Source organism: Enterococcus sp. C50, from assembly GCF_040887505.1.
Classification (GTDB): Bacteria; Bacillota; Bacilli; order Lactobacillales; family Enterococcaceae; genus Enterococcus_B; species Enterococcus_B thailandicus.
The window spans coordinates 291439-315045 of sequence record NZ_JBFOFW010000002.1; the positions used below are offsets into that span (position 1 = coordinate 291439).

Genomic DNA, 23607 nt, shown 5'->3' on the forward strand with positions numbered 1-23607 from the left:
GATCTGTAAAGAACTATCTCTCAGTGATGCAGACGATGGGATTTGAACCCACACGAGCTAACGCTCACAAGACCCTCAATCTTGCATGTCTGACACTTACTGTTAGTAGGTCTGTACATTCTACACAAAAGAAACTGTAATTCTACGTTGACTGTCGAACTTGATTGTTTTGATAAACGTGCGCCAAAACGCTCTGCGTTCAATCATATCCATACCAATATAATTTTCCGCGATATTCATACTTAGTAATTCTTCTAGTGCTTTGATACGTTGTTCATTATTTTCAACTATGTTTTTATCAGATAAAGAAGTTAATTCTCTAGTAAGTTTTTCTCGATCATTCTTAAACTCTGACAAGCTGATAATTTCATTTAAGTATGCAGCTTTCAATCTATCTAACTTTTTCTCGATTTCTCTTTGCTTTTTTCGAGTGTCAGTTTTAGGAGCTTTAACCGCTCGTAGTTCATTGATTGCCATTGAAATTAAATCGTCGATATTTTCCAGTAGATACTTTTCAAGGATATGTTCACGAATTGTTTTTGTATTTACACATTTGGGATGTTGATAAGCGTATCTGCAAGTATAGATAGATTTTGGTGGATATTTGATTCTTGTGCCATCTTTTCTCCGATGTCCCCAGGTGGATTTCTGTCCCGAGTTCATTTTTCTACCACATTCACCACAAACCAAGATACCCGAAAACAGGTAAGTATTTTTAGTGTTTTCTTTTTGATTCATGGATAATTGGCGATTAACCGACTCAAATAAATCATGGGAGATGAGAGGCTGACAATAGTTTTTATTTTCACGGAATTCACCGATATATTTTTTATTTTTTAACATAGAACGAATAGCGTGCATTGTTCGTGGAATACCGAATTCTTCAAGTAAATATTTTGAGGTTTGGTTTAAATTGCCACAATGATTGTAATATTCAAAAATAGCTCGGGCGATTGATGCTTGTTCATTTGGAACCAGATGCTTATCTTTTATCGAATAGCCAAGAGGAGTAGAACCACTGATAACTTCGCCCATCTTAACTTTATTAGCAAAAACTGATTTCATACGTTCGCTTGTCATTTGAGCTTCTAATTCTGCAAAACTCATAACCTGATTGATGAAAGTCCGTCCATATGCCGTTGTCGTATCGTAGTATGGCTGAGATACAGCAATCCAGTGGACATTATTTTTTTCTAGCACTTCTTGCACATTTAGATAATGCTTTAATGAACGAAACCACCGATCTAATTTTGTAAAAATGATTAAATCTACAGCGCCATTTTTGACATCGTTCATTAAACGCTTAAATTCATCACGTTCAAGTTTTTGTCCAGATATTCCATCGTCGATATAAGTAGAGTGGACAAACATGTCTTTTTGGGATGCAACATATTCATTCAGAGTATCTTCTTGTTCACGAAGACTATCTCCGAATTTTGCTTGTTGATCACTAGAAACTCGAATATATAGCGCAACGCTTTTCATATTGTATCAACTCCTATTTATTGCTAAAATAGGTGTAGTAAATAAGCCTATTCTAGGTTTTATTTTTTGGTGACACGCACTCAAACTTTGGCGAGGGAGGGGGCGTGTTTTTATTTGAATATGTCCCAAAGGCTAAAGCCAGTTTTCTTATAATTTTTTAGCTTTTCCTATAGTTCTAGCTGAAATAGCCTTTTTATACTCGATTTTGTTATACAATCTTCGATTAATAACTATCCTTTTCTCTTTTTGTTTGCCGTTTATATTTTATATATTAGTTTTTATTCATTTGCTCTATTGATATATCTTAAAACGCCATTCACAAAATACACTTCTGCTTCACGGGATTTATCACTAGTTTCAACTTTATAAGTATATTGTTTAACTACTTCATCAGATTTAGAACTAGTGTAAATCATATTTAGCTGATTCATTCTTTCTTCTAAATCAGAATTTTTGATTATAGAATTCATTTCATACATTTTTTTGTAATCAGAATAAACTTGCTCAGAAATTATTCCATTATCAGTTTCGGTATTTAAAGGTTTTCCCACTTCCTTCTCTACATCTTCAATAGACATACCCAAATCTAACTTTTCCCATTTTTCTTCACTCACCACGTTAGAACAACCGGATACGAAAAATAAAGCTAACAATAATACAACAATCTTTTTCATTTTTTCTCCTCATTTCTTTGATATAATAATTATATAGAATTTCTCAGAAATGAGATGAGTCCACGTTGCCGCGTGGGCTTTTTTAGTTTAAACCTGTATCAATCATTACTATAGATTCGCCTGTAAAATTTAGAATACATCCTCTATACAAATAAGTAACTCCATGTTTTACACGATAATGATCAATTACCTCTCTTAAAAATTCCTCAGTAATATCTAAATACTCAGCACATTCATATTTAGTTGAACAACCCGCGAAACCACATTCAATCAAATCATCCAAAGACACCAATCGCTCGATACTAAGCTTTCTAGCGTATAATTCTTGCTTGCTATTTAGCGGATTGTCTAAATTTAGAATATTGCCAACAGACGTTTTATGATGAGCATATTCTTCAGCAAGTATTTCTCTTTTTCTTTTCATAGAATTATTTTTTTCAATATAGATTCTTCCGTTCCTATACAATCCATCTTTATTGTAATTTTTTGGAATGGATACTTCCAGAACAGGTAACTCTGTGTTTACTTTGTCTAACAATAATTCATAGTCGTTCATAAAAAACACCAACCCCGAAGTTACTTCTTGTGTTTATCGTCATATTTTTTATCAATTTCATCTAAGAAATCATTGATTTCAGCAATCTCTTCATCAGAATGAATATGTTTTGGATCTTTTGAGTGGGCTGCAAGTGTAAAGATTTCATTATCGGAAGTATTTAATGAAACAATTTTATTTTGTTCATCAAGCTTTTGCTTTGCGAAGTCATAAGTAGCCTTCTGATTAACAGTATTCAATTTTGAGTAAATAGATAAAAGTTCGGCTTTGTTATTATCTTCAAGATCTCTGTAGGAAACTTGATTTTTGCCATTCGCTTGTTCGAATAAATATTGAGGAGTGACGTTTAAGGCTTTTGCGTAAATATTTATGTCTAATTCATCTAATGATCGTTTCATATTTTCATGGTTAGAAATTGTATTTTGGCTAAATCCAGTTAAATTACTAAGTTCACTTTGAGTTAAGCCTTTACTTTTACGTATGTTTTTAATGACACTTCCGAGAATATTTTTCATACTAACCCTCCTTGATGAGATAAATATATCACACAACACTAAAAGAAAACAACAAAAAAATCTCTAAATGAGATATTTTTGTTGACTAATATCTCAAAACGAGATATATTTGTATCAAATAAGAGAGGAGGTAGTTGAAGATGGCAGTGAAGCGAGTTGATAAAAAACAACTAAAAGTAAAGTTTTTATTACCTAAAACTAAGCTAAAAGAAGTGCGTCGATCTAACAAGGTAACTACTTTAGAAATGGCGAAAGTCATTGGTGTATCTCGAGAACATTATGAAAAAAAGGAAGCTGGAAAATATCCGTTCCAAGATTACGAGATGTTACTTATTTCAGAAAAATTAGATTCTGATATTTCAGAATTATTTTTTTAAGCAATAATATCTCGAATTGAGATATTATTGCTTGGTTAAAAATATCCAAAGAAAGAAGGTGAAAACCGATGGACGAAAGAATTTTGATTGCGTTAGAAAGTATAGCAAAGAGCCTTAGTATCCAAGCTGAGGAAGCTAAGGCTAAAAGATATTACAAAGAGTCTTTGTATGTTCAAATACTCATATTCATTCTTGGTATAGCTGTCGGATGTACGTTATTCCAGCTAGGAACAGACTTGTGGAGATGGTTAATAACTTAAAAAAATTATCATTATTGGCTTGGAAATAGGCTGATGTGTTGAAAGAAATGTAAGCAAAAACAAATGACAAAAGTAAAGTGTTGTTTATTCTTTTCCAATAATTCTTATAGAGATCAAGCCAGCTACTCGTTAATTGCACTTGGTGATTTTGATTTCGATCATTATATAACAGCACCTCGAAATATTTACGTTCATAATTTCTCTTTGCTTTTCTGGTTAAGTGGGAAATATAAAGCTTACTTTTTGTTTGAACAACCCAAATCAAAAACAAAGAGATTGAAATCCAGAAAGAATATTTCTCTAAAAAAGGAATTGTTAGCTTTACGAATTGATACATTTTTTACTCCTTACAAGTTATTTCAGTAGACCACTTACTGATAAGAAAATTATATCAAAAACATCAAGACAATAGACTCTAAAAAAGAAGGTGAAACCATGAAAGAACTAGAAATTGTTTTTGAAAATGAACCAAGCCCACAAGCGATTAAAAACGCTTGGTGGGTTATCGCGAAAAGTATCACACGAAGAACGGGAATTACAGTTGAGCCAGTTTTCAAGGATGAGGTGAAAAAATGAAAAAGTTGCAGCAACAGTTTCTAGTAATAGTGACTTTTTTGTCAGGGGGCATGATTGGCATGTTTGGAGCAAAGGTCTTACTTATAGTCCTTTTACCTTTAGCAGTCGGGTGGTTCATTGAGTATGACAATAAAAAAACTCGTGAAAGTGAGAACAGATGGAATGAACAGAATTGGAATGATTAGAGAGCAGATTTTAACAATCGAAGTAAGTAAACATTATGCAAAACCATATGCACAAAAAATTAAAAGTATTATCTGGAATCAATTCGATTCTACATGTGAAGTTGAAAATTGTTCGTTTGATACAGATGAAACAATGACGATTAAACTTTATTTCTTATGTACAGATGAACAGTATGAAAGATTGTTAGACATTTTAGACAATCGTTTCAATTCAAAATCATGCAAAAAAATAGACTGATTCACCCGCCAGTGATACCAGTCAAAAATAGTTTTGAAGATGCCCTGTTTTTTAACAGGGTTTTCTCCAGAAATGAAAATATTGAACAAATACATTATATCATTTCTGGAATAAATATTCAAACAAACGTTGCTAAAACAACGTTTTATCGTCCTTGTAATTGGTACTAACACAAGAGCATTAAACGATTATTGATTTTCAGGAGTGAGTGTAATGTTATTTGTTCAGCAGGAGAAGAGGCTGTCGATTGGTGACTATCAAGAAGTGGATATTTGTCCAGTTCCAGTAGAAGCAGCTAAACCGTATAGCAGAAAAAAGAAGCGAAAAGAAGTGTTGCCCAAGCCAGCCCAAGCAAATAATAACGACAAGCGCAGTCGCAGATATTTTGGGTTATTGGCTAAAGGTAATTTTATCAGAGGCGATTATTACGGCACATTCACATTTAACGATAAACACATACCAGAAAAACCAGAAGAAGCCAAAAAGATATTCAAAGATACATTTATCCGAAAAGTGCGAAATAAATACAAAAAAGCAAAAAAAGAACTCAAATATTTGTACGTTATGGAATATCAATTGAATGAGTCAGGAGAAGCAGTTGAACGGATCCATTTCCATTTTTTGATGAGTGGTGGCATTAGTCGTGATGAAGTAGAAGAGTGTTGGTCCACTGGTCGAGGAAAAAAGAAGGAATCTCTAGGGCGTACGAATGTACGAATTATTCAACCAGATTCAGATGGTATAGAAGCTTTAGTCCGTTACTTAAAGAAAAAGCCACGATGGAGAAAGGGTATAAAAACTTGGTCTGGCTCAAGAAACTTAGAAAAACCAGTAAAACAGGTCAACAACACAAAATACACACGTAGAAAAATCGAAAAATATTGTTTATCAAATGATTCAGGTTATGAAGAATTAGCAAAACAATATCCAAAATACCACATTACGAAAATAGAAACGGTCTTCAATGAGTTGAAGGGCTGGCATCTGTATTTACAGATGATTAAGAAGGAGGAGTAAGTCATGCGACTAGCGAATATTCAAGCAATGATCGATGAGATTAGAGATGGCTTCCACTCATGGAAAAACAAAGTTATATCTGTCAGCGTAAACGGAAAAGGTTATATATACGAAATTGAAAATAAAGATGTTGGATTATTTTTCATCAAAGTAGAAGTAAATCAACCACAAAGAATCGAAGATATTGCAGCTACTGTTTTTGGTGGATTTGATGGCTATCGTTTTCAAGGAACCAAAGGAATTATTTTAGATTGGCAAATGGAGATGCCAGTTGGATTAGTTTCCATCATCGGTATTCCGAAAAGTGAAAGGATGAATTGATAAGCATGAGTTATTCAAAAAGTTGGCAAAGTAGAGCAAACAATAATCGAGGTCGTCAGTTAGAAGATTTGATTGTACTAGCTTGTAAATACTACAGATCAAAAGGCATTGCTGAAATTGATAAAACGCCAGAACCGTTCCGTACGACAAAAACGAACCGAGACGGCACATTTTCTGGCCGCTTCACAGGTCATGCACAACCAGATTTTCAAGGAACAATCAAAGGTGGCCAATCAATCGTGTTTGAAGCAAAAGCGACAAGCACAGATAAATTGAAACAATCAGTTTTAAGTGAAGAACAGACTAACCGCTTAGCAAGTCACTACTACTTGGGGGCAATTTGTGGTGTCTGCTGTAGCATCGGAAAAACCTATGCCTTCGTTCCGTGGAGCGCATGGGAACAGATGAAAGAAGAGTATGGACGAAAATATTTAACTGAAAAAGACTTAGCAGCCTTTGCCGTAAAAACGCCCGGTTATGTCGATTTTTTGGGAGGACTGGCTGATGAAAGAATTTTCTCAACTAGCGATTGAAAAAAAGCGAATGGAATTATTCTGTGATAAGCGTGAATGGCGTTTGATGTCTGTCAAAGTCAATGAGAAAAACAAAAGTCAGTTTATTGCAGAGTGTTTAGATGAAACAGGAATGTCAGTTTTTATTCTCATCGGAACAAAGGGGAATTTTTGGAGATGGACGGGTCCAAAAAAGTGGGAGCCAATCAAATTTTAAATAGGGAGATGCACATATGGCGAAAAAAGGCATTAAGGAACATGGCTATGTAGTCAAAAAATCGGTTTATCAGGGATCAGATGGCGTTCAAGTAGATTCATCAAAAGAAGCGAGCTTATTCACCTCGTATCAAGAAGCAAAGCTAGTAGCTGATAACACAGGTGGACGTCCGATAAAAGTTCTGAGAAAAAGTGGACTGAGCAATCAGGAGTGGATGAAAAAGTGAATGCGATCGATGAAATCAACGAGTTGCTAAGTCAATACAGTTTTCCGCTTGCCGTACTCAAAGATGTGAATCATCGCTTAGAGTGCTGCAAAGATGAAAACTATGTAAAGCAACAACTTAGATATTTGAAAAATTTAGTTATGGCAGAGATTGCAGAGGTGAAATGAATGACACTTGATTTCAAAACAATCAATGAAGTTGTTGGCGTTGATGATTCATTTAAAATGCCAGTAATTTTGATGAAAAAGCTATTTGACAAAGAAAAACGAGAAGAGATGTTCAAAGAATTTCTGAAATACGAAACAGATTTGAGTTTCGATTGGTTTCACATTTACTTTCAAGAAGAATATGCAGAACGTAAAACAAAGAAACAAGATTTTACGCCAGAATCGCTCACGACACTTTTATCAGCACTTACACAAAATGAAAAAACTGGATCTGGCACAAGTTTAGATGTTGCTTCTGGCACGGGCGGTTTGACGATTAAAAAGTGGCATGACGATAGAATGAGATGCCCAATTTCAGCATACAAGCCTTCAAATTACTACTATCAGTGTGAAGAACTATCTGACAGAGCATTACCATTTTTGCTATTCAATTTATTGATACGAGGAATGAACGCAGTCGTAATTCATGGTGATGTGTTATCACGAGAAGTAAAACAGGTTTATTTTATTCAAAATGATTTAGACGATTATATGACATTTAGCAGCTTAAATATCATGCCACACAACAAAAATGTAGGAAAAGAATTTGATGTTAATAAGTGGATTGAAGATCCAATCGAGCATATTGAAAGCTCAAAATCCATTGCAGATAAATATTTACAAGCGTATGGATCTGAGGAGGACGCTACACAGCTTAATTTATTTTAGAAGGTGAAATTTTGGAAAACAAATTTTGGACAAGCGAAGAAGAGCAATTACTAAAAGATAAATACGGCAAATGGTATCTCAAAACGATTGCAGAGGAATTAAAGCGTTCAGAGCAATCTGTGCGCATGAAAGCATACAAATTGGGGCTAGTAAAAAGTTCGCATCGTTTTGATTTTACGAATGATGAAATTGATTTTATTGTCGAAAACTATCCGGTACGTTCAACTCGTGAAGTCGCTGAAAAAGTTCATTGCAGTGAAGCGAAAGTATACAGTTTCGCTCGGTCGATGAAACTTGTCAAAAAAACACGAGAAGTCATTTGGAGTGAGGAAGATATTGAATATTTAAAAAAACATTTAGACTCTCCTTACGCCGAATTAGAAAAAGTGTTAGAAAAATCAACTGAACGTATCAAATCGAAAATCAAAGATTTGGGTCTTAAAAAGAGGCGTCCGTCATCTTGGACTACGGTTCAAGATGCCTTTCTAGAAGAAAATCTCAATAAATTACCAGTTGAAGAATTAGTTGCGCAGCTAGGAAAATCTAAAAGCGTCATTAAAAAAAGATGCAGAGAACTAAAATTGAAAGATGCCTATTTTTTGGATCACGAGTGGAATGAAGAGCAAGAAAGACTGTTGATTGACAGTCATGGTGTTATGCCAATCAGCGAAGTGTGCAAAAAAATAGGACGCACGTATGATTCTATCCGCTCCAAAAAGGTAAAACTTGGATTGAGTACAAAATATGATGATTTACCAGAGCATGAAAGTCTGGTTGTGCGCTTGGTTGAAAAAGGATGCTATGTTGAAGAAATAGCGAAAGAAACAGGTTTTACTATCAAAGCGCTTTTGCGTTATGGATTTGAAAATAATATTTCAATTAAATCAAGCCCAAAAAATCTCAGCGCAGAGATTCGAGCAATTAGATACGGTTTTGAGGATTCTGTTTCGTTCAAAACAAAGGCTGAAAAAAAAGCGCTGACGTTAGCTGATTGGTGGAAGTATTGGGCACTCACTTTTCGATTTGAGTCTATCGCTGAAAGAACAAAACAAAAATACTATTTTATGTATTGCAATTTGTTTGAATCAAAGCTTGGAAAGATGAAGCTTAAAGATATTCAACGTAGTGATCTGCAAGAATATTTTAATGCGTACGGCGTGAATCGGTCAAAACAAACTGTTCAAACAAGTTTACAGTTTTTGAAGAGTTGTTTTCAAGATGCAATGGGGGACGGACTAGTTGAATACAATCCAGCGGCCAACATCAAACTTGTGTACAAGGAACAAAAGCTATCGCCGATGGAACTAAAGAAAAAGAGAGAAGAAAAAAAGTGGCTGGAAATAGACGAATATCAGCGCTTTAAACGACATCTCATTTTGCAGATACAAAAATCTTTATATAATCCTCCGGAAACAAGTGGGGCGATTAGCGTGCAAAGCGCGATGATGATAATTTTAGTGGCTTTAAAAACAGGAATGCGTTTTGGTGAAATCCTTGGATTAACAAGAGACGACATCTTAAAAGAAACATCAGAATTGAATGTTGATAAGACTTGGGGATATCGAAAGAGCAAAGACATGAATCAATTTCTCCTTACCAAAAATTCTGCTTCAATACGCAAAGTAGCTGTTGACCCTGAGCTGATGATTATGCTTGAGCTTTTTGCAAGATGGCAAGATGAGCATAAACAAGACACTGTGGAAAATACCTTGTTTGTAGGTCTAGGAGAAAATACGAACGTTTATAACTCAAATATAAATAATCGCTTAGCTAACATGCTGAAAGAAATTGATATTAAACCAATTTCAGTTCATAAGTTGCGACATACGCAAGCTAGTTACTTAATGGCGAAAAAAGTACCAATCGAAGTGGTAGCAAAACGGCTGGGGCATACAGATACAAACATGATCCGGAAGACCTATGGGCATCTTCTTAAAGAAACGGAAGAGAAGGGCACTTCAATGATTTTGGGGCTAATCTGAGGAGGTGATGCAGATGGCTACTTGGTCTGAATCTGATTTAGATTATTTAAAAAATAATTACGGAAAAATTACTTCTGAAAAGATTGCTAAACATCTAAAGCGAAGCTCAAATTCTGTACGACATAAAGCTCAAAGAATGGGACTTGCTGAAAAAAGAAATTTTTGGGATGAGGATGAAGAAATTTATCTTGAGTATTTCGCATTAGAAAAAGATAGCGATTTAGAAGTAGCTGCGGCGTTTTTAGGTCGTAGTGGCAACGCTGTTCAACTGCATTTGAGTCTGATACGTAACAAACGAAAAGACTATTATGCTAACAGGATTTGGACTTTGCAGGAAGACGAGTACATTAGAAAGCATCATAAAAGTTATAGTTATAAAGTTATAGCTCGCAATCTCGGAAGAAGTCACAAAGCAGTTACTGAACGTGCTGTGCAATTAGGACTAAGAAAGAAACAGTCCCTTGAAGCAATGGATAAGGAAATCAGACAATTAGCGTCAGAGGGGATTTGTCCAGCAGATATATCAAAAATTCTGCATGTAAAATATGCGAGCTTACATGACTATTTAAAAAAGCACGATATATCATATAAGCCGCTGACGACTGAAGAATCGCTAGCGCGAGCAAGAAAAAAATCACCTTGGCACACATATAATTTTTTTGGATGAAGAGGTGTAGCAAGTGAAGTTTCTTGATTTATTCGCAGGAATTGGCGGATTTCGATTAGGCATGGAATCCGCCGGACATGAATGTGTTGGCTTTTGTGAAATTGATAAATTCGCAAGAGCTAGTTACAAAGCAATACACAATACAGAAAATGAGGTAGAGATGCATGACATCACAACAGTATCAGATGAGTTTATTCGAGGAATCAGAGATATTGACGTTATCTGTGGAGGATTTCCGTGCCAAGCTTTCTCAATTGCAGGAAAGCGACGAGGTTTCGAAGATACTCGAGGAACTCTCTTCTTTGAAATTGCAAGGTTCGCATCTATTCTCAGACCACGCTATCTATTCCTTGAAAACGTCAAAGGACTACTTAACCACGAAGGAGGGGCTACGTTTGAGACAATCCTCGGAGCCTTGGATGGCATCGGGTATGATGTGGAATGGCAAGTGCTTAACTCTAAAGACTACGTTCCACAAAACAGGGAGCGAGTTTTCATTGTCGGACATCTTAGAGGAGAACGTACCAGAAAAATATTTCCTTTCGAAAAAAACGACAGAACGCTTACTGAGGTACAAGGACAACAAATTTTCGCCAATACACTTACAACAAGAACTGAAGCACAATCAACCGGAACGTATATTGCTGAACGTAAACAGTATGAAGAAAAAATAGCAATACCTGTCTTAACTCCTGATCGAGTAGAAAAACGACAAAATGGAAGACGGGTTAAAGATGATGGTGAAGAAATGTTTACACTCACTGCTCAAGATCGACACGGAGTTGCTATTCTTCAAAAACCACGAGGATATAACGAAGGAGGATTGCATGATATATCGCCTACCTTATCTTCTCATAGTTGGCATGAGAATAATTTGTTATTGATCGGCGGTGTTTATACCAATGATTCTCAGCGATTTAATAGAGGTGTTCTCCCGGGATTGAGCAGAACTTTAAAAGCTAGCAAATCAGATGCAGGGATTTATGACGGATTTAAGATCCGAAAACTATCACCTCGCGAATGTTGGCGGCTGCAAGGCTTTCCAGATTGGGCATTTGATCGAGCAAAAGGAGTAAACAGCGATAGTCAATTATATAAGCAAGCTGGAAACAGTGTGACTGTGCCAGTTATCGCAGATATTGCGAAGAGATTATGAAGGAGGAACACGATGAATAACAGAGAACTCAGAACAAGAGAAATTATGGAACATATTGATGACATTGTGGCAACAAACAACAAGGAACAGTTAGATAGTGGTTTTGCAGTATTGACAATTGAGGAATACACACAATTAAATGCTATTTTGATTCGCTTGGAGGGAGAACACGATGAATAAACAAGAATTGATTGAAGAATTAGAAAAACTAAAATTCGAGAACACAGACGAAGCGTCAGGAAAGTCTGCATGTTACAACAAAGCAATAGAAGCAGGAATTTTTTTAGCAAAGCAACTAGACGAGACGAAAAAAATTATCTTTAAACAGCACGAGAAGTTTGTTGTGGAGTGGTTGCAAAGCCATAAATGTTCATTTGATTTAATCGAATTATATAGTGAAATTGAGTATGCAACAGATTCAGATGGATTCATAAGCGATAAATGGTGCTACCCTAGCGTTTTTTACGATTGGTTGAGTTGGGATACAGACAAATTATTTATTTTGGCTGATGCGATGAGATACGGTTATGAGGTCGAGAAAGAGCCGTTATATTACGTGAAAATGCCTTTCAGGGCTTGGGACGAAGAGTCAGCTGAACTTAAAACAGAATTTTTGTATTTAGGATACGACATTACTAGCGATGAAACTATGTTTTTCCCTACAAGTGAGTCTAGAAAAGTTTTTGAGAAAGATTTTAAAACAAAATTAGATGAAGCCACAATCAAATCAGCCGATGAAAAATATTGGGCGTTTGCTGTGCAAGTGGATGAGGTGGAAGGATGAAAAAATTTAGAGTTGTTTTAGAAAGCAAAGATGTTTATGAGGTCGTAGCAGAAACTAGGGAGGCTGCTATCAACGCTTTAGTTTATCCTATACACGATCCTAATATCACTATCACAAGTATTGGTGTTGATAGCTCTAATATTATTGAGGCTGAGGAGATGGTAGAAGGATGAGTGAGACAATTGAACACATAAAAAAATTTAATATAGGTGATAGAGTGACATCTACGCATAGTATTTTGCTTGACAGAGGATTCAGAGGTGTTACAGGAGTCATAAAAACTATTGTACTGGACGGAAGGACTTGGCAATATCTCATAGAACTGGACGATGGACGAGAACTACAATGTGATGACTGGCATTTAAAACAACCACAACTCAACAATGCCCAGCAAGTGATCATGGGCGAATTAATAAAAGAGATTGAGTACCATCTAGGTTACGACATGATAGAAGAAGGTAGCATGACTGCTCACGATGTGCTTGAGCTTGTTAAGAATTTTAAGAAGGAGGAAGCAGAATGAAAAAGCTTTATTTTGTTTTATCTGTTGCAATCTCACTAGCTATTCTATCTGGATGTATCAGTGAAAGCGAAGCGGAACAACAGCTCATTCAAGATAATATCAATCAGTTAAATCAAGAAAAGCAAGACTTAGAAGATGCTGTAAAGTATCTGAAAGACACATCGGATGTTAAACGATATATTGTTACAATTCAAATTAAGCAAAGTCATATGTCATTGGATTTTACAGAACATATGAAAGATGAAGCAAATGCTGTGGAATTTTCTATACCAGTTGATCGTGCTTTTTATGAGAAAGTTGATAAAGGAACAGTGATTGACGACAGTTTTAGAACTGGTTCTTTTTGGATGAAAGGTTCAATTGGTTCATGGGATATAAAAGTAATCGACAAGGAGATAGCAGAATGAACGTACAAATTTTTATCAAACGCAATTTAGCTAGATATCCAAGAAATTTCGATGAGACTTATAGTCTTTGTGACGACGAAGAAATGTTTCTAATGTCGGGAGAGTCTGCAGAAGTGGCTAAGGATCTTGATCACGAGTATAGAGACGAATTTGGGATACTAAAATGCAATCAACTAGGAAGTCATACTGTGAAAATAGAAGGATTCTACCTGTCGCCAAGATTTATTTTAGTTGATTTAGAAGCACCTGAAAAACGATTGAAGGAGTATCGACGGTGTGGTTTTTCAACTAAGAAATATAATCATTTCATTGGAGGAAATAAAAAATGAATGAACTAGCAATGTTAATTTTCGTTGTAGCGCTATTTGGACCATCAGTGAAATTTGCTGATTCAAAAGGCTACACTCGTTTTATCTACAAAGGATTATTGATCGCATTCATTGAAAAAGCCATTGATATGGTGAATCAGTATTCACAAAAGGAGAATGGGCGATGAAATTAAAAGATGAGTTCTATAAAGACCCATATGGAATCGGCGGATTAAGATTAGATATGCCAACCAAAAGACCGAAGAAGAAAGAAGAATCTGACTTTGAAATTGGTCAAATGATTCGATGTGTTGTAGAAGAATTTATTTATCCAGTGCGAGGTTATATAGAAAAAATAAATACAAATTCTGCCATTATCAGAATTGAAAATACAGTAGCTTGTGATGAAGCATTAGCTATGCAAAAGAAAAATGTCACAGTTGCTCGATTAAGTGACATTGAACCATTTCCAAGCAAATAAAAAAAGCCAGACCGTCCCGGTCATGGCAAATGTTTTCAGCAAAGACATTATAACATAAAAAAGGGGCGGTTTGACTTGATGCAATTGTTACGTGAACCAGATTTTAAGCAGACAAGATGCAATGCAAGAAATGTACTAAAGAATTTTAGACGTTTGGAGCGGATGGCAGGACGCTCTTTAATAGATGTTAAATCACCGATTATAACGGATATGCCAAAAGTCGAACGCTACGGTAACAAAACAGAGGATGCAGTTATCCAATTAGTAGACATAGAGAATGAACGTGACGCAATACTTGCTGGACTTATGTCATTAAGCTTAAATAGTCGTCAAATACTGTATTGGAGTTACTGTGTAACTGATACTTATTCGAATTACAAAATTAGTCGAGAGATTGGTTACTCAGAAAGAAGTGTTCAACGTATGAAATCAGAAGCATTGATTGAATTTGCTGAGGCGTATAGATGTGGTGAAGTAATCGTTTATAAATAGGAGGGTTACGCAATGTGGAAAGGTTACGTGTCATTAAAAGATTTGAAAAATGATCTTATTTTCAAAAAAATCGTAAACTGGTCAAAAAGTGAATTAATTTTAGAAGATGGAACAAAAATAGAAGTTGTATGTAGTGAGTCTGATTGTTGCGCATGGAGTGAAGGCGAATTTACAAATGTAAAACTCGATGCGGTTATTACAGATATAAAAATCTTTGATAAAGGTAAGCGTATAGACAATGGTGATGGACATACATCTTATGCTGAAGTCATAGTTTATCATAATAGAAATGAAATCGCTAAAGCGGAATGCACGGCGGATGATGGGAATGGAGGATACTATTATAGTGTTTGTGCTTTAAAAGTCAAAGACAAATTATGTGTAGTGACTGACGCTTAAAAAATGGCGGTTTTTTGGCGGAAATGTGGCGGTTTTGGTTCGTTTTACGGTGATATTATGATAGTGTCGAAAGATTAAACAAAGCGACACGAAACAATCAATCAGCGTGAAAAGTCAATCTACTTTAACTGTCATGCGTTTTCGACTGATTGAATTGTTTTACAGAGAGTTTTTGAAGACTACTCACAAAAACAAAAATAAAAAGAACATCGTTTATTTTGTTTCAGTCAACAAACAGCTCTTTTTTAACAGATAGACAGCAACCAACAAAAAAATAAAACACATTCCTCTTATCTATTTCAACAGGTTGCTGTCTATTTTATTTATGATGTGTAGCTCAGTTGGCGAGAGCGCTCAGCTTATAACTGAGAGGTCGCTAGTTCAAATCTAGCTACATCAATTGCAAGCGAGGTGTGCTATATGGATAGACTAGATAAAGATAGAGAAAAATTTGCTAAGACAAAACGATTATCTTTTTGGAAAAGAAGAAAATGTGCTCATGATTATGTGTTTTTGTATATACGGAATTGTGACAAAATCTGGGGTTGCGTGAAATGCGGGAAAACAGAATGGCGTTAAGATTGCTCACTGAGCGGTCTTTTTATTTTGCTCGAAAGGAGATTGCTAATGAGAAGCTACTGGTACGTATCACTATCAAATAAATATCCTCATCCGAATAATGAAGATCCTGTGAGAGCCGTACAGTCAGTTCAAATAAAAAAGAAATACTCAATCATTGAGATGACGAGAGAAGCTACTCCTTTCGAAATAGATAGCTGTCGTTTAATTTACTGCGGTGTCGGTCAATTTGATGAAGAACACATTCAAGAAAATGTTGGGAGGTACATTAGATGAAAGACAACACAGACTATATAAAAATCATCAAGAAGATAAGAGAAGAAAAAGACTTAGATGAACTAGCTAATTTGTTTATGAATATCATAAGTTTGACTGGTTTGAAGATGGATGAAGTCGCTGCATTAAATTATTTCATTGCAGAACAAACACTCAATGCTGAACACAATGCTAAGTTCTTGAAAGAGCGAATGAGCTTAGATGTTTCTTTTTTGGGAATTGAAGGCATATTTAAAGTTCAGGAAGCGTTAGTAAATGTATATGTAGATAAGGTGAAGAAGGGTGTGTAAATAAGGATGGACAAATTTTTTGAACTAGAAGTTGATACTAAGTACTCGGACACTAAAACTTCGATAGATGGAATGTTAGAGGATGATAATGTTCTTTTTATATTACCAAATGGAACAATGATTGTTAAGAATCCTAAAGTAACTAAATTTATTGAGAGGTTCATCGTGAGTGCAAATGAGAAACCAATTAATAAATTCGCTTCAAAATATACAGTGCTTAAATACACGGATCCATGGGACACTGATCCTGAATGTATAGAATACGATGAAGAAATAAAACGCAAATCTGCTGAAGAACAGAACGAAACTTGTTCCAGATGTGGCGAAATTAAAGGCAATCTTTTGGAAATCAAACTAAAAGACACTGACTCAGTACCAGAAGTTTATTACAAAGGTGAGCGTTTGGATGGACCTGCGAAAGATGGTTTCGGCTTAGTGGATATGCAATATCATTATCATACGGAGGAAGATGGTAGTAGAACACCTGATGGAGCCAATGATATCTCGATTGAGTATTACGATATGTCCGATGATAGTGAACACTTAGACCGAAAGATCATCGGACACAAGAGAGACGCTTAATATAATTGATGTCTCGGCATAGAAATCAAGAAAGATGGGGTGGAGGGGAATGACGATGTTGGTGACTAACTTTGGAAAAGTTACTATCAATGAGCGGAACGCTTGGAGATTTGTAGAACAATTTGGATATGATCAAGCAAAGCAGATCATAGAAGATTTGGCAGAAACAACGGCGGTAACAAGCAGACGTGGATTGATGTACTATGTCAATCCAGCATTTTATACATCGGAACAGTGGAAGATGCTACGTAATAGAAATGGGAGAAGCTAGATTAAGAGATGAAATTGATAAACTTTATAAAACGAGCAGGTGGAGAAAGCTTAGAGAATTAGTCATATCTAGAGACTTTGGTGTATGTCAAGAGTGTAAGCGTCGAGGGATTGTCACGAGAGGAGTGGTTGTTCACCACGTAATCGAAGCAAGAGAAGATATAACTAAGTTTTGGGACATAAATAACCTTGAACTTGTTTGTCTTTCCTGTCATAACAAAGAGCATCCAGAGAAATCTGGAGGTAAGAAGAAAATAAAGACAAAAAGAAAGGTTGTGAAGTTTTATGCAACAAGAGAATAAACAGTCGCATGGCATTGGCATAACAAATAAGGCAACCGTAACTCAACAAGTAGAGTGGTTAGAGGGCGTAATAGAACAATTAGAAGAGTTTAAAAATAAAGTAAGAAAAGAGAATGTAATTTTGGATGGTGGATATTTTGGTAAAACGCTGAACTTGCCAGAAATAGACGTTGCGAGAATGAATGATCTAACTTTGAGTCTGGATTATATCGAAATTAAGTAGCCCCCCTACTTCGAAAAGTAGGATTAGGAGAGCGCCAAGACCGGTGAGTTCCTTCCTGTACACAATTACCGCTTTTCATTTTTTTTGGTTGTTCAAATTCACGGTATTTTTTGATGAAAGAAGGTGATAAGATGCCACGACCAGCTAAAAGCGCAAGGTTACAGTTACTACAAAAGAATCCCAATAAGAAAAATACTAAAGACTTGAAAAAACGAGCTGAATTTGAAGAAAAAATGCAAATGAAGGCAGATGAAATTAGAGCGCCTTCTTGGTTAGATAAACAAGGAAAAGAAGTATTTGAGTTTATAAAAAAAGAATTGCTATCTATCGACCTTGTAATGAACCCGGATATCTATTCTATGGCAATGTATAGTGACTGGTACTCTCAATATGTCAATTTGCATAAGCAATATAAAAAAATGCAAAGAGAATATAAAAAAGAATACCAAAAAAGAAAAAAACAGGCGGAAGACAGTGGAGACGAGTTTGTGGAACCATCTGAAATGTATGGTAATCCGCTAGCTAAGCAGATGGATACTTGTTCAAAAAATGTACGTGTTTTTGGTAGTGATTTGGGGCTATCACCTGCTTCTAGAGCAAAATTAGCCATCAAGTTGGCGCAAGACGACGGGGATGATTCCGAATGGACTTAATGGAGCTATCTTATTCAGAGTTAGAAAAATGGTGGTCTAACTATAAAAATGAGCAGGCTTCATGGGGAGGGATTCTTTTAGATCCTTATCCGGAATTATTGACGACTTGGTATGCTGAGCGATTGATAGACAAGTCTATACCGGCGAGCAAGGAAAATGTACTAGCTGCAAAACGACATCTAATGGATTTGAAAAGGCAGGGCACAGAAGAATTTCCGTGGATTTTCGATGAAAAAGCTGGCCACCGGCCAATTCGATTTATTGAAGAAAATTGCCGTCCGACAGAAGGAGATTTTGATCGTTTTGTTTTGCAGCCGTGGCAACACTTTATCATAGGGTCAATGTTCGGGTGGGTGCATAAAGATACTGGCATTCGAAGATTTCGTGAAGCGCTGACGTTCGTTGGACGTAAGAATGGAAAGACATCTTTAATCAGTGGTTTATCTGCTTATATGCTCGGTTACGATGGAGAACAAGGTGCAAATGTATATGTACTGGCAAATGCTAAGGATCAAGCGTCTATTTTATTCGATAAAACAAAAGAGATGGTTAAACAATCACCTCGATTAGATAAAAAATATAAGCCTCAACGATCAACAATTAAAGATGAGTCTACTTTTTCAAAAATGGAAGCTCGTGCTTCTGATAGTAAAAAATTAGATGGATTAAATACTCACTTTGCTATATTTGATGAAATACATGAATTTATCAATTTTAAACTGATAAATGTTATTAAAAAATCTCGTGGAACAAGACGTCAACCTCTGATTACCTACATTACTACTGCTGGTTATGTATTAGATGGACCACTAATGCAATATTATGATAATGCACTCGATTGTTTGGAACATCTTGAAGATGGACTAGATGAGCGGGTTTTTTATTTTGTTGCAAAACTTGATGATATGATGGAAGCTGATGATCCACGTAATTGGATTAAAGCGAATCCTAACATAGGACTAATGTCGTTTGTTGATTTAGTAACAGATTGGAAAACAGAAAGAAATAGTCCTCAGGAACGTGCTGATTGGATTACAAAACAGTTCAATCTGTTTTCGGATATAGATGAATTATCATTTTTAGATATGCAAACAATAAATAAAAACAGCAAAGTAATAGACTGGAAAGATATGGAAAACAAGGAATGTGTTGCAGGATACGATTTATCAGAAACACAGGACTTTACTTCTGCTTGCCTTGAGTTCCCTATTTATGAAACTGGTGAATTAGCAATACTGGAACATAATTGGATATCTCAAGAAAGATACAACAATGACAACAATCAACAGCGCTTAGATGCTTGGATAAAAACTGGCGATTTAACCATCACACCTGGCAACTATGTAGATTATCAATACGTTTTTGATTGGTTTGTAGAACAGTCAAAAAAATACAAAATATTAAAAGTAAGGTATGACCGGAGAAACAGTCTTATTTTAAATCAGCAACTAATTGATTTCGGATTTGTCATGGAAGAAGCTGTACAGGGGTTTATAACCCTTGGTGGGCCTATGAAAGATTTTAAAGAGAGGTTTCTGGACGGGAAAGTAATTTTTAATAATCAAAAAATTTTTCGTTGGTATCTGTCAAATGTAAAACTGGTTCAGGATAGAAACAATAATTGGATGCCAACTAAACAATCAAAAAATCGGAAAATTGATGGCTTTGCAGCGGTTTTGAATAGCCATGTCAGTGTAGTTGAAATGTTAGCCACTAAGGCAAATCAAAGTGGTGCGGTTGGATTCATAAGCATTAGAGATATGATGAAAGGAGGGTAGCGATGAATAGATTTCAAAAAGTTGTGAACAAACTAACTCCAAAATTTGTAAAGCAGTCCGTCATTAAAGATTACAGTTCAACGAGCAGCTTTAAGGCATGGATTGGAAAAACATTTTTTGGTATAGAAAATTCTACTTTAGAGACAAACGAAAACATTTTTTCGGTAGTTTCGAGATTAAGTAATACTTTAGCTAGTTTACCTTTCAAAAAGTATCTAAATTATGATCAGCAATTTGATGATCATATGGATCGGTTAGTTTACTTTCCAAATAAAAATCAGACTTTGGATCAAGTAATAGGTGTTCTTGAGGTTAGTAGAAATACAAATGGCAACGGATATGCTTTGATTATTAGAGATGTTAGAGGGCAACTCGATATGCTGGTTCCTTTTAACCCGACATATGTAGAGCCAGTAATTGAGCAAAACAGCAAGGAGCTTTGGTATCAAGTAAATAACGATGGAAAAACATTTTATTTCCATAATTCTGATGTTATTCATGTTAGACATATCGCTGGAAGCGGCAACTGGAAAGGGATTAGCCCAATAAAAGTTTTAAAAAATTCAAATGATTTTGATAAAGCTGTCAGGGAATTCTCTCTAAAAGAAATGCAATCTCTTAGAGACTCATTTATTTTAACTTATGCTTCTAGCGTAGATAAAGAAAAAAGAGAGGCTGTTGTTGAAGACTTTAGGCGTTTTTATGAAGAAAATGGAGGGGTTTTATTTCAAGAGCCTGGCGTAACCATCGAGGAAATGGAAAGAAATTTTGTGGCTACAGATATGAAAATAACAGAAGAAATTACTAGAGATAGAATTGCTAATGTTTATAATGTACCAAGTATTTTTTTAAATTCGTCTAGCAGTAGTTTTTCATCTAATGAGCAATTGATGCAGTTGTTTGTAAATATGACACTCACACCAATCGTCAAACAATATGAGCGAGAGTTTAATAAAAAAATTCTCACTAAAAAAGAAAGATTAGCAGGATACTATTTTAAGTTTAATATGATGGGATTGCTTAGAGGAGATAGTGATGCACGACAAAAATTCTACCATGGAGGTATCCGTGATGGATGGATGTCTCCTGACGAGGCCAGAATGTTAGAAGAGATGCCTCCTAGAGGTGGGAAAGCTTCGAAATTATGGATTTCAGGTGACATGTATCCTCAGGAAATGGACCCTACGCTAAGAAAATCAAATAAATCAAGTAATCAAGACTTGAACAATGAAGAATAAGTCTTTTTTATGGATGTGGGGGGTGAGCGTTATCGAGAACAAAACAATAAAATTACACATTAAAACAAAAACTATTTTCAAATTATATGTTTTGTTAATCAGGGCACAATACCTGTTCAATAAGGAAGTAGCAATGAGAAGCTATGAAAAGCTAATTAAAGATATAGATAAAGATATGTATAAATACATCAAAATTGTTGCAGAAAAGTAACGATTTTTTATTTTTCATTGAAAGGAGGGTAGAAATGAAAAAATTTTGGGAAATTAAACAATCAACAAATGATGAAGCTGATGTTTTTATTTTTGGAGAAATTGTCTCTTATAAATGGGACGATGCAGATACAACAGCAGCTAGCTTTCAAAAAGATTTAAAAGCTTTAGGTGAAGTTAATCAAATCAATTTACACATAAACTCACCTGGAGGCTCGGTTTTTGAAGGAATTGCGATTGGAAATATGTTAAAACAGCATAAGGCCAAAGTTACTGCTTATGTCGATGCATTAGCGGCGTCAATTGCAAGTGTAATTGTTGCAAGTTGCGATAAAGTTGTTATGCCAGAAAATAGTATGTTGATGATCCATAATCCATGGACATTTTCCGTTGGAAATGCAAAAGAACTTCGAAAGCAAGCGAATGATTTAGATAAAATAGCTGAGTCTTCAGTTATTACTTATTTAAATAAAGCTGGTGAGAAGCTAACGGAAGAAAAAATTAAACAAGTTATGGATGAAGAAACATGGTTATCCGCTCAGGATGCTTATGATTTGGGGCTTTGTGATGTTGTAGAATCTACGAATCAGATAGCTGCCTCCATCAGTAAAAAACTCTTTGCTGCCTATCAAAATGTTCCTGATGAGCTATTGATGTCAACACAAGAAAAGGAATTGAGTAAAAGCAAAAGGGAAGAAATTATCCAAAAAGCACAACAAGACAAGGCCTTTATTGGCGAAATTTTAGGAGGACTATAATTTATGAAAACAATTTTTGAATTAAAACAGGATATGACTACGATTGGTAATCAAATTCAGAAAACAAAAGATGAAATTTCACAAAAAGCTGCAGATCCGGCAGTTAGCGTGGAAGAATTAAACCAACTAAATAAAACTTCGGAGGAATTGCAACAACGATTTGATATTATTAAAGCTCAACATGATCAAATGGAAACAGAACAAAAAGCGAGCTTATCTAAACAATCTTTTTCGACAGCAGAAGACCCAAAACAAAAACTGATTGATGCGAAAGCTGCGTTGATTCGAGCAACTATGAAAAAAGACGCAGTGTCGAAGGATGCTATGGATCAGTTGAATCAATCTTATGATAACAATATTTTTCAAGCTTTAATTGATGATACATCAACTGGTGGTAAAAGTTTTATTCCAAAAAATACTGGAACTAGCGTCATTTCAGATCCAGTAGTGAAAAATCCACTACGGGGGCTATCTGCCATTACAACTATTCCAAATTTGGAATTACCAAAAGTGACATTTACTTTAGATGATGACGATTTTATTGAAGATGGACAAACAGCTAAAGAGCTAAAAGCGACAGGGAGTGTAGTTACATTTGGTCGTCATAAATTCAAAGTATTTACTGATCTATCAGAAACAGTTGTAAATGGAACGAATACAGATTTAGTTTCTACTGTTGAGCAAAATTTACAAGGAGGAGTAGCCTTTAAAGAGAAAAAAGTGGCCTTCTCTACGACTCCTAAAACAGGTGAGGAACATATGAGTTTTTATGATGAAACAGTTGTAAACATCAAGAAAATTGAAGCTGAAACATTATTTGAATCGATTATTCAAGCAGCTGCTGATTTAGAAGATAATTTTGCTGAGAATGCAGTTGTTGCTATGCGAAAAGCTGACTACTATTCAATGATTAAAGACCTTACTAACGGTGCAGAATCTCTATTTGGGAAAAAACCAGAAGAAGTCTTAGGATATCCAACAGTGTTTATCGATAAAGCAGTGACTCCTGTTGTAGGAGACTTTAGCTATTCTCACTATAACTACGATATCAATGCTTTATATGAACAAGATAAAAATGTTAAGACTGGTATGCATTCATTTGTAGTGACTGCTTGGTTCGACCATCAGATTAAATTAGCCTCAGCATTTCGATTAGCAACAGTAAAAAAAGCATAGCCCCTGCAGTGATTGGGGATGTAATTCCGACTGTTGATG

The 23607-nt window shown here is 35.4% G+C and carries 38 protein-coding genes and 1 tRNA gene; 35 read left to right on the forward strand and 4 right to left on the reverse strand.

Translation table 11 applies throughout. From position 1 onward, the window contains the following. Positions 1 to 120 precede the first annotated feature (120 nt). The 4 genes from AB3I20_RS03925 to AB3I20_RS03940 form a co-directional block, all read right to left on the reverse strand. Positions 121 to 1485 carry a recombinase family protein gene (locus AB3I20_RS03925; protein ID WP_368026961.1) on the reverse strand — a complete coding sequence of 455 codons (1365 nt, stop codon included), beginning with the start codon at positions 1483 to 1485 and terminating at the stop codon, positions 121 to 123. A 278-nt stretch (positions 1486 to 1763) separates the two neighbouring features. Further along, on the reverse strand, positions 1764 to 2159 hold the full coding sequence (locus tag AB3I20_RS03930) for a lipoprotein (protein ID WP_368026962.1): 396 nt from the start codon (positions 2157 to 2159) through the stop codon (positions 1764 to 1766). Between the two features lie 82 nt (positions 2160 to 2241). After that, complete coding sequence (locus AB3I20_RS03935; protein ID WP_368026963.1) at positions 2242 to 2715, reverse strand: ImmA/IrrE family metallo-endopeptidase; 474 nt, start codon at positions 2713 to 2715, stop codon at positions 2242 to 2244. Between the two features lie 20 nt (positions 2716 to 2735). After that, the gene (locus AB3I20_RS03940; protein ID WP_368026964.1) at positions 2736 to 3230 is read right to left on the reverse strand and encodes a helix-turn-helix domain-containing protein; all 495 of its coding nucleotides are present in this window, start codon (positions 3228 to 3230) and stop codon (positions 2736 to 2738) included. A 140-nt stretch (positions 3231 to 3370) separates the two neighbouring features. On the opposite strand from AB3I20_RS03940, the gene AB3I20_RS03945 reads away from it, so the two are divergent. The 35 genes from AB3I20_RS03945 (at position 3371) to AB3I20_RS04115 (ending at position 23568) form a co-directional block, all read left to right on the forward strand. Beyond that, entirely contained in the window at positions 3371 to 3607 is a 237-nt protein-coding gene (locus AB3I20_RS03945; protein ID WP_270659644.1) for a helix-turn-helix transcriptional regulator, read from the forward strand. A 695-nt stretch (positions 3608 to 4302) separates the two neighbouring features. Then, on the forward strand, positions 4303 to 4443 hold the full coding sequence (locus AB3I20_RS03950) for a hypothetical protein (protein ID WP_169819308.1): 141 nt from the start codon (positions 4303 to 4305) through the stop codon (positions 4441 to 4443). Between the two features lie 123 nt (positions 4444 to 4566). Next, positions 4567 to 4866 (forward strand): hypothetical protein, encoded by a 300-nt coding sequence (locus AB3I20_RS03955; RefSeq protein ID WP_368026965.1) that lies wholly within the window; start codon positions 4567 to 4569, stop codon positions 4864 to 4866. A 213-nt stretch (positions 4867 to 5079) separates the two neighbouring features. Then, entirely contained in the window at positions 5080 to 5883 is an 804-nt protein-coding gene (locus tag AB3I20_RS03960; RefSeq protein ID WP_368026966.1) for a hypothetical protein, read from the forward strand. A 3-nt stretch (positions 5884 to 5886) separates the two neighbouring features. Beyond that, positions 5887 to 6204, forward strand: a complete 318-nt coding sequence (locus AB3I20_RS03965; protein ID WP_368026967.1) for a hypothetical protein — start codon at positions 5887 to 5889, stop codon at positions 6202 to 6204. A gap of 5 nt (positions 6205 to 6209) precedes the next feature. Continuing rightward, positions 6210 to 6737, forward strand: coding sequence for a Holliday junction resolvase RecU (locus AB3I20_RS03970; RefSeq protein ID WP_368026968.1), 528 nt, complete (start codon positions 6210 to 6212; stop codon positions 6735 to 6737). Further along, entirely contained in the window at positions 6709 to 6933 is a 225-nt protein-coding gene (locus AB3I20_RS03975) for a hypothetical protein (protein WP_270608660.1), read from the forward strand. Before AB3I20_RS03970 ends, AB3I20_RS03975 begins: the two co-directional genes overlap by 29 nt. Before the next feature lie 16 nt (positions 6934 to 6949). Beyond that, positions 6950 to 7159 carry a hypothetical protein gene (locus tag AB3I20_RS03980; protein ID WP_368026969.1) on the forward strand — a complete coding sequence of 70 codons (210 nt, stop codon included), beginning with the start codon at positions 6950 to 6952 and terminating at the stop codon, positions 7157 to 7159. After that, positions 7156 to 7326, forward strand: coding sequence for a DUF6877 family protein (locus tag AB3I20_RS03985; RefSeq protein WP_368026970.1), 171 nt, complete (start codon positions 7156 to 7158; stop codon positions 7324 to 7326). The genes AB3I20_RS03980 and AB3I20_RS03985 overlap by 4 nt, the downstream gene beginning before the upstream one ends. Further along, positions 7327 to 8034 carry an N-6 DNA methylase gene (locus AB3I20_RS03990; RefSeq protein ID WP_368026971.1) on the forward strand — a complete coding sequence of 236 codons (708 nt, stop codon included), beginning with the start codon at positions 7327 to 7329 and terminating at the stop codon, positions 8032 to 8034. Positions 8035 to 8045: 11 nt separating this feature from the next. Further along, positions 8046 to 10016 carry a tyrosine-type recombinase/integrase gene (locus AB3I20_RS03995; protein WP_368026972.1) on the forward strand — a complete coding sequence of 657 codons (1971 nt, stop codon included), beginning with the start codon at positions 8046 to 8048 and terminating at the stop codon, positions 10014 to 10016. 13 nt (positions 10017 to 10029) lie between these two features. Next, the gene (locus AB3I20_RS04000) at positions 10030 to 10683 is read left to right on the forward strand and encodes a hypothetical protein (RefSeq protein ID WP_368026973.1); all 654 of its coding nucleotides are present in this window, start codon (positions 10030 to 10032) and stop codon (positions 10681 to 10683) included. Positions 10684 to 10696: 13 nt separating this feature from the next. Then, entirely contained in the window at positions 10697 to 11839 is a 1143-nt protein-coding gene (dcm, locus tag AB3I20_RS04005; RefSeq protein ID WP_368026974.1) for a DNA (cytosine-5-)-methyltransferase, read from the forward strand. Positions 11840 to 11851: 12 nt separating this feature from the next. Beyond that, positions 11852 to 12019, forward strand: a complete 168-nt coding sequence (locus AB3I20_RS04010) for a hypothetical protein (protein WP_368026975.1) — start codon at positions 11852 to 11854, stop codon at positions 12017 to 12019. After that, positions 12012 to 12623 (forward strand): DUF1642 domain-containing protein, encoded by a 612-nt coding sequence (locus AB3I20_RS04015; protein WP_368026976.1) that lies wholly within the window; start codon positions 12012 to 12014, stop codon positions 12621 to 12623. Before AB3I20_RS04010 ends, AB3I20_RS04015 begins: the two co-directional genes overlap by 8 nt. Then, the gene (locus AB3I20_RS04020; RefSeq protein ID WP_368026977.1) at positions 12620 to 12796 is read left to right on the forward strand and encodes a hypothetical protein; all 177 of its coding nucleotides are present in this window, start codon (positions 12620 to 12622) and stop codon (positions 12794 to 12796) included. Before AB3I20_RS04015 ends, AB3I20_RS04020 begins: the two co-directional genes overlap by 4 nt. Further along, entirely contained in the window at positions 12793 to 13146 is a 354-nt protein-coding gene (locus AB3I20_RS04025) for a hypothetical protein (protein ID WP_368026978.1), read from the forward strand. The genes AB3I20_RS04020 and AB3I20_RS04025 overlap by 4 nt, the downstream gene beginning before the upstream one ends. Then, positions 13143 to 13553 carry a hypothetical protein gene (locus AB3I20_RS04030; protein WP_368026979.1) on the forward strand — a complete coding sequence of 137 codons (411 nt, stop codon included), beginning with the start codon at positions 13143 to 13145 and terminating at the stop codon, positions 13551 to 13553. Before AB3I20_RS04025 ends, AB3I20_RS04030 begins: the two co-directional genes overlap by 4 nt. Beyond that, entirely contained in the window at positions 13550 to 13882 is a 333-nt protein-coding gene (locus AB3I20_RS04035; RefSeq protein ID WP_368026980.1) for a hypothetical protein, read from the forward strand. The genes AB3I20_RS04030 and AB3I20_RS04035 overlap by 4 nt, the downstream gene beginning before the upstream one ends. Continuing rightward, positions 13879 to 14049, forward strand: coding sequence for a hypothetical protein (locus AB3I20_RS04040; protein WP_368026981.1), 171 nt, complete (start codon positions 13879 to 13881; stop codon positions 14047 to 14049). Before AB3I20_RS04035 ends, AB3I20_RS04040 begins: the two co-directional genes overlap by 4 nt. Next, entirely contained in the window at positions 14046 to 14342 is a 297-nt protein-coding gene (locus AB3I20_RS04045; RefSeq protein ID WP_368026982.1) for a hypothetical protein, read from the forward strand. The genes AB3I20_RS04040 and AB3I20_RS04045 overlap by 4 nt, the downstream gene beginning before the upstream one ends. Before the next feature lie 78 nt (positions 14343 to 14420). After that, the gene (locus AB3I20_RS04050) at positions 14421 to 14834 is read left to right on the forward strand and encodes an ArpU family phage packaging/lysis transcriptional regulator (protein WP_368027031.1); all 414 of its coding nucleotides are present in this window, start codon (positions 14421 to 14423) and stop codon (positions 14832 to 14834) included. A gap of 12 nt (positions 14835 to 14846) precedes the next feature. After that, positions 14847 to 15233 (forward strand): hypothetical protein, encoded by a 387-nt coding sequence (locus tag AB3I20_RS04055; protein WP_368026983.1) that lies wholly within the window; start codon positions 14847 to 14849, stop codon positions 15231 to 15233. Positions 15234 to 15559: 326 nt separating this feature from the next. Further along, a tRNA-Ile gene (locus AB3I20_RS04060) sits at positions 15560 to 15633 on the forward strand. Between the two features lie 227 nt (positions 15634 to 15860). After that, complete coding sequence (locus AB3I20_RS04065) at positions 15861 to 16088, forward strand: hypothetical protein (RefSeq protein ID WP_368026984.1); 228 nt, start codon at positions 15861 to 15863, stop codon at positions 16086 to 16088. Beyond that, positions 16085 to 16378, forward strand: coding sequence for a hypothetical protein (locus AB3I20_RS04070; protein WP_368026985.1), 294 nt, complete (start codon positions 16085 to 16087; stop codon positions 16376 to 16378). Before AB3I20_RS04065 ends, AB3I20_RS04070 begins: the two co-directional genes overlap by 4 nt. 6 nt (positions 16379 to 16384) lie before the next feature. Next, positions 16385 to 16960: a hypothetical protein gene (locus tag AB3I20_RS04075; RefSeq protein WP_368026986.1), complete on the forward strand. Its 576-nt coding sequence runs from the start codon at positions 16385 to 16387 to the stop codon at positions 16958 to 16960. A gap of 49 nt (positions 16961 to 17009) precedes the next feature. Beyond that, positions 17010 to 17231, forward strand: coding sequence for a hypothetical protein (locus AB3I20_RS04080; protein WP_368026987.1), 222 nt, complete (start codon positions 17010 to 17012; stop codon positions 17229 to 17231). Next, a complete protein-coding gene (locus AB3I20_RS04085) occupies positions 17218 to 17532 on the forward strand; it encodes an HNH endonuclease signature motif containing protein (protein ID WP_285701518.1) in 315 nt (104 codons plus the stop codon). The genes AB3I20_RS04080 and AB3I20_RS04085 overlap by 14 nt, the downstream gene beginning before the upstream one ends. Further along, positions 17516 to 17755: a hypothetical protein gene (locus AB3I20_RS04090; protein ID WP_368026988.1), complete on the forward strand. Its 240-nt coding sequence runs from the start codon at positions 17516 to 17518 to the stop codon at positions 17753 to 17755. The genes AB3I20_RS04085 and AB3I20_RS04090 overlap by 17 nt, the downstream gene beginning before the upstream one ends. A gap of 131 nt (positions 17756 to 17886) precedes the next feature. Beyond that, positions 17887 to 18408 (forward strand): phage terminase small subunit P27 family, encoded by a 522-nt coding sequence (locus AB3I20_RS04095; protein ID WP_368027032.1) that lies wholly within the window; start codon positions 17887 to 17889, stop codon positions 18406 to 18408. Next, positions 18399 to 20186: a terminase large subunit gene (locus AB3I20_RS04100; protein WP_368026989.1), complete on the forward strand. Its 1788-nt coding sequence runs from the start codon at positions 18399 to 18401 to the stop codon at positions 20184 to 20186. The genes AB3I20_RS04095 and AB3I20_RS04100 overlap by 10 nt, the downstream gene beginning before the upstream one ends. 2 nt (positions 20187 to 20188) lie before the next feature. Further along, the gene (locus AB3I20_RS04105) at positions 20189 to 21424 is read left to right on the forward strand and encodes a phage portal protein (protein ID WP_368026990.1); all 1236 of its coding nucleotides are present in this window, start codon (positions 20189 to 20191) and stop codon (positions 21422 to 21424) included. 245 nt (positions 21425 to 21669) lie between these two features. Then, positions 21670 to 22392 carry a head maturation protease, ClpP-related gene (locus AB3I20_RS04110; RefSeq protein ID WP_368026992.1) on the forward strand — a complete coding sequence of 241 codons (723 nt, stop codon included), beginning with the start codon at positions 21670 to 21672 and terminating at the stop codon, positions 22390 to 22392. A gap of 3 nt (positions 22393 to 22395) precedes the next feature. After that, positions 22396 to 23568, forward strand: a complete 1173-nt coding sequence (locus AB3I20_RS04115; protein ID WP_368026993.1) for a phage major capsid protein — start codon at positions 22396 to 22398, stop codon at positions 23566 to 23568. Positions 23569 to 23607 lie beyond the last annotated feature (39 nt).